The sequence below is a fragment of the Mycobacterium sp. genome (assembly GCF_035653355.1).
In the GTDB taxonomy this organism is placed as follows: domain Bacteria; phylum Actinomycetota; class Actinomycetes; order Mycobacteriales; family Mycobacteriaceae; genus Mycobacterium.
This window is the reverse complement of record NZ_DASRBZ010000645.1, coordinates 1-5072: the sequence shown is the minus strand read 5'-3', so window position 1 is coordinate 5072 and position 5072 is coordinate 1. Positions and strand designations below refer to the sequence as shown.

The following is a 5072-nucleotide window of genomic DNA, read 5'->3' as shown; positions in this document are numbered from 1 at the left end:
GCGAAAACAGTTGCTCGCTGCGGCGGAAGATGCTCGAGTTGTAGGCGCCGCAAAGGCCACGATCTGAGGACACGACGAGAACGCCCGCGCGCTTCGGCTCGGGACGCTCCACGAGCAGTGGATGGTCAAGCGCGGCTTCGTTGCCCAGGGTGGTAAGCATCCGCGTGATCTCGGTTGCATAGGGCCGCGCAGCCTGGAGTCGGGACTGCGCCTTGCCGATACGCGACGTCGCGATCATCTCCTGGGCCTTGGTGATTTTCTTGATCGACCCGGCCGAGCGGATCCGTCCGCGCAACTGACGAAGTGTGGCACCCATCCTCGGCTACTTCTTCTTTTCCTTCTTCGGTGCGGGCTTGTGCACCTGCACCGATTCCTTGCCCAACTGTTCCTCATCCAAGGCCTCGACGTGTTCGTCGGGCACCACCGATCCGCCACCGGTGGCCGCAAAGCCCTTCTTGAACTCGTTGACCACCTCGGTGACCTTGTCGGCGAGCTCGTCGCTGAACTCCCGCGATTCGCGGATCTCCTTCAAGATCCCCTCTTCAGAGGACCGAACGTGGTCGAGGAATTCGGATTCGAACCGGTTGATGTCTTCGACGGGTACCGAGTCCAGGTGACCACCGGTGCCCAGGAAAATGGAGATGACCTGTTCTTCGACCGGCATGGGCTGGTTCTGCGGTTGCTTGAGCAGTTCGACCAGTCGCTCGCCACGGTTCAGTTGCTTCTGCGTGTTTTCATCCAAGTCCGAAGCGAAGGATGCGAACGACTCCAATTCGCGGTACTGCGACAGATCAAGACGCAGCGATCCGGCCACGTCCTTCATCGCCTTGATCTGCGCAGCGCCACCCACCCGGGACACCGACATGCCGACGTTGATGGCAGGGCGCACACCCTGATTGAACAAATCTGTCTCCAGGAAGCACTGCCCGTCGGTAATCGAGATGACGTTGGTCGGGATGTAAGCCGAGATGTCGTTCGCTTTTGTCTCGACGATCGGCAGACCGGTCAATGAGCCGCCTCCAAGGTCGTCGGACAGCTTGGCGCAGCGTTCCAGCAGCCGTGAGTGCAGGTAGAACACGTCACCCGGATAGGCTTCGCGGCCCGGTGGACGCCGCAGCAACAGCGACATTGCACGGTAGGCATCGGCATGCTTGCTGAGGTCGTCGAACACGATCAGCACGTCCTTGCCCTCATACATCCAATGTTGGCCGATCGCCGAACCGGTATAGGGCGCAAGCCATTTGAACCCGGCCGATTCGGCTGCCGGCGCCGCCACGATCGTGGTGTAGTCCATTGCGCCGCCTTCTTCGAGGTCGTGGTGAACGGCGGCAATCGTGGTGCCCTTCTGGCCGATGGCCACATAGACGCAGCGAACCTGAAGCTCCTCGTCGCCGCTCTCCCAGTTCTTCCGCTGATTCAGAATGGTGTCCACACAGATCGCGGTTTTGCCGGTCTTGCGGTCGCCGATGATCAGCTGGCGCTGTCCCCGGCCGATCGGGGTCTGCGAGTCGATGGCCTTGATCCCGGTCTGCAGCGGCTGCTTCACGGACTGACGATTGATCACCGAGGGAGCCTGGAGCTCCAACGCCCGGCGCTCTTTGGCTTCGATGTCGCCACGCCCGTCGATCGGCTGGCCAAGCGGGTTGACTACCCGGCCCAGATACCCGTCGCCGACGGGGACCGACAACACCTCGCCGGTGCGCTTAACCTGCTGGCCCTCTTCGATTTTCTCGAAGTCGCCGAGGATCACCGCGCCGACACTGTGCTCGTCGAGATTGAGCGCCACGCCGAGCACGCCGCCGGGGAACTCGAGCAGCTCTTGGGCCATGACCGAGGGCAAGCCCTCGATGTGCGCGATGCCGTCGCCGGCATCCACGACAGTGCCGACCTCCTCGCGGGCGGTGTCGGAGGTGAAGGAGCTAACGTACTCTTCGATCGCGCCTTGAATGTCGTCAGGGGAAATTGTCAAATCGGCCATGGGTTTTCGTCTTCCTGGTTCCTGTTGTGCTGACTCAGTCGGGTAGCTGGGTTTCCGCAGTGGCGAGACGAGCCGAGAGCGTACCGTCGATCACCTCGTCACCGACAGAGATTCGAAGACCGCCCAGAAGTTCAGGGTCAATCTGCATCTGCACCGCCACGGGATGACCGTAGATGCGGCTCAGCACTTCGGTCAGCCGCCTGCGCTGATCGTCGCTGATTTCTGCCGCTGCGCTGACGCGTGCCACGACTTCGCCACGGCGCGCCACCGCTACCTCGGCAAGGTGCAGCACGGCCTCATCGGCCGGTTGCCCGCGCAGCAGCTGGATCGTTTGGGACAGAAGCGCAACCGCAATCGGGTTGACTCTGCCGCTCGCATTGTCGAGCACCTTGTCCAGTAACTCGACTCGACCTTCGGCGGGGGCGGTGTCGTCGCCCAGCAGAATGGCAAGGTGAGGCTGCGTGTCCAGGATGCGACTGAACCGGAACAGCTGGTCCTCCACCTCGTCGACCTGACCGGCCCGCTCTGCCCGCGTCAGCAATGCCTGGCGTGCCACGTGTTCTACGGCGTCGACCAGATCGGAGCTGGCCGACCAGCGCTCCGACACCGCAGCGCGGAGCACGTCCAGCGTGGGATCTCCGACTTGGCCGGATATCAACCGCTCGATCAGATGGACCCTGGGACTCGCGTCCTCGGCCGGCACGGTGAGATATCGGGTCACGACAGTTTCGCGGTTCAGCAGCATTGCAACGGAGGCCAGCTCGTCGGCAACGGTGGATAGCCCCTTATCGTCCAGGTCGTCAGCTATCTCGCCGAACCGCTCCACCAAGCTGGTCAGCGCCTGCCGGCTCCCCGAACGCATCTTCGCTAACACGGGGGACTGGACTTCCGCCTCCGAGGGAGCCATTGCATCGAGCTCATCCAGGAAACGGTCGACGGTGGCAGACTGCTGGGCCGAGTCGGCGACGTGGTCGCGCACCAATTCCCGTGCGCGTCGCACCGATTCGTAACCGAGGTCTTGGCGAAGATCACGGATCAGCTGTGCTCGTAGCAACTCCACCTGGCGAGCGCCCTGGACTTTGACACGTTCCACTTCGGCATCGGCCTGTTCCCGTAGTTGTTCAGCGAGACGCTGGGCGTCAGTACGGGCCTCTTCGGTGATACGTTGCGCTTCGGCCTTGGCGTCTTCGAGAGCTTTGGCATGAGCCTGGCTCGCTTCGTCCAGCCGGTTGGCGGCTTCAGCAGCCTCGTCCAGTTCCTGCTGGACAGCGTTCTGCCGGTCGGTCATCAGCCTGCGCACCGGCGGCACGACGTAGCGCCACACCAAGAAGACGATGACCGCGAATCCGGCTAGCTGGCCGATGAAAGTCGACATCGCCGGTTACCGCTTCGAGCTTGTCGTTGCCGGCGCGGCAGCAATGTCGACGGCGAGGATTCGGCTGGCGAGGGTGACCGACATGGCCTCCACCCTGGCGCGAAGCTCTTCTGCGACCGCGTCACCTTCTCGCTTCAATTGCTCGCGAGCATCTTGCAGTGTCGATCGCACTTCTTCTTCGGCACGGCCACGCATGTCCTCGAGAATCTTGCGGCCTTCTGCCCGGGCATTGTCGCGAATGCTTGACGCCTCGACCCGCGCTTCGGTCATCGCTTGTTCGTAGTCGTCCCGCGCGGCGGCGAATTGCTCGTCGGACCGCCTGTTGTCGGCCAGTGTCTTGGCGACCATGTACTCGCGCTCGCGCAGCACTTTCATAATCGGCGGCACGACAAAAGTGCCGATTACGCCGAGCACGATCAGGAAGATGATCAGCACGACGAAGAAGGTGCCGTTGGGGAGGAGGAAGTTGTTGCCGCCGCCGCCTCCACCTTCCTGGCCGGCGGCCAGGACGATAGCGCTCATGTCCCCCATCTCAGCGGATTACTTGACTGGGGTGGCGAAAACGAACAGAGCCATGAAAGCCAGGTTGATGAAGTACATGGCCTCCACCAGACCGACGGTGATGAAGAACGGAGTGAACAGCCGGCCTTGTGCTTCGGGCTGGCGGGCGATGCCGGAAATCAGCGCGTTACCGGCGATACCGTCACCAATCGCGGCGCCGACTGCGCCGCCGCCCAAGATCAGTCCACCGCCGATGAGGGCGCCGGACGCGACTTGTGGATCTAACCCTGCCATTCCATTTCCTCCTTGATGTCTGGTAGCGGTCTACCAGGCTCTCGTAGTAGTGCCCAGGTCTTGCAAGTTCGTGGCTGCTTTATTCGTGCTCCTCTTCCAGTTCCATCGCCTGAGCGAAGTACAAGATAGTCAACAGCGCGAAAATAAACGCCTGGATGAACCCGACGAACAAGTCGAACGCCTTCCAGATGGCGTTGGGCGCCCACAAGATATACGGCGGAAACATCGCGATCAGCGCCACCATGATTCCGCCGGCGAAGATATTGCCGAAGAGTCGAAGGGACAGCGAGATCGGCTTGGCGACTTCCTCGACCATGTTGATCGGCGCCAGCGCCGCGACGTGCCCCTTGACCACCTTGATCGGGTGACCGAGAATGCCGCGGCGCGAGATTCCCGCCACGTGATAGCAGACGAACACGAAAAGTGCCAACGCCAACACGTAATTGATGTCTGCCGCCGCCGGCTTGAGCAGCTCGGTGGGGGCGCCAGATTTGTCCTTAATCTGCAGCGGCAGCACTGCGAGCCAGTTCGAGATCAGGATGAACACGAAGATGGTGACCGCCAGTGGCAGCACGAATGGCGCGATCCGCATCCCGATCGTGCTCTCGATCTGGTTGCGCATCTGGATGGTGATCGCCTCGAAGAACAACTGCACTCCGTTGGGCACGCCGGTCGCGGTAACCTTTGCCCGCAGATAGAAGGCGAGTGCGATCACGATGACTGCCGCGATTGCGGTCGATAGCACCGTGTCCGTATTGATCGTCAGCCCGAACCACTTGGCTGTGGTGTGCTCGCCGACCTGGATTTGGGCGTCGGCCAGGATTGTCTCAATCATCGCTGTGTGCCGTCCCTTCCGTGCGCTCATCGCCCGAAGCCGACTGCGTGGCTCCGGTGCGCAACTTGTTCCACACCGGCAGTGCGGTC

At 62.1% G+C, this 5072-nt stretch carries 6 protein-coding genes; all 6 read right to left on the bottom strand.

Annotation, left to right across the window (positions count from 1 at the left end; translation table 11 throughout):
* Positions 1 to 316 (bottom strand): F0F1 ATP synthase subunit gamma (locus tag VFA16_RS22175; RefSeq protein ID WP_324969904.1); only part of this gene is annotated, 316 nt, incomplete at its 3' end.
* A 6-nt stretch (positions 317 to 322) separates the two neighbouring features.
* A complete protein-coding gene (gene atpA / locus VFA16_RS22170) occupies positions 323 to 1978 on the bottom strand; it encodes a F0F1 ATP synthase subunit alpha (protein ID WP_324969903.1) in 1656 nt (551 codons plus the stop codon).
* 34 nt (positions 1979 to 2012) lie between these two features.
* A complete protein-coding gene (locus VFA16_RS22165) occupies positions 2013 to 3353 on the bottom strand; it encodes a F0F1 ATP synthase subunit B/delta (RefSeq protein ID WP_324969902.1) in 1341 nt (446 codons plus the stop codon).
* A 6-nt stretch (positions 3354 to 3359) separates the two neighbouring features.
* The gene (locus tag VFA16_RS22160; protein WP_324969901.1) at positions 3360 to 3884 is read right to left on the bottom strand and encodes a F0F1 ATP synthase subunit B; all 525 of its coding nucleotides are present in this window, start codon (positions 3882 to 3884) and stop codon (positions 3360 to 3362) included.
* A 9-nt stretch (positions 3885 to 3893) separates the two neighbouring features.
* On the bottom strand, positions 3894 to 4148 hold the full coding sequence (locus VFA16_RS22155) for a F0F1 ATP synthase subunit C (RefSeq protein WP_324969900.1): 255 nt from the start codon (positions 4146 to 4148) through the stop codon (positions 3894 to 3896).
* A gap of 79 nt (positions 4149 to 4227) precedes the next feature.
* Complete coding sequence (gene atpB / locus VFA16_RS22150; protein ID WP_324969899.1) at positions 4228 to 4983, bottom strand: F0F1 ATP synthase subunit A; 756 nt, start codon at positions 4981 to 4983, stop codon at positions 4228 to 4230.
* Between the last annotated feature and the right edge of the window lie 89 nt (positions 4984 to 5072).

Bases quoted from the DNA above. Each gene is read 5' to 3' on its own strand.
- VFA16_RS22165 (WP_324969902.1), bottom strand. From the start codon at position 3,353: ATGTCGACTTTCATCGGCCAGCTAGCCGGATTCGCGGTCATCGTCTTC.
- VFA16_RS22155 (WP_324969900.1), bottom strand. From the start codon at position 4,148: ATGGCAGGGTTAGATCCACAAGTCGCGTCCGGCGCCCTCATCGGCGGT.
- atpA (WP_324969903.1), bottom strand. From the start codon at position 1,978: ATGGCCGATTTGACAATTTCCCCTGACGACATTCAAGGCGCGATCGAA.
- atpB (WP_324969899.1), bottom strand. From the start codon at position 4,983: ATGATTGAGACAATCCTGGCCGACGCCCAAATCCAGGTCGGCGAGCAC.
- VFA16_RS22160 (WP_324969901.1), bottom strand. From the start codon at position 3,884: ATGGGGGACATGAGCGCTATCGTCCTGGCCGCCGGCCAGGAAGGTGGA.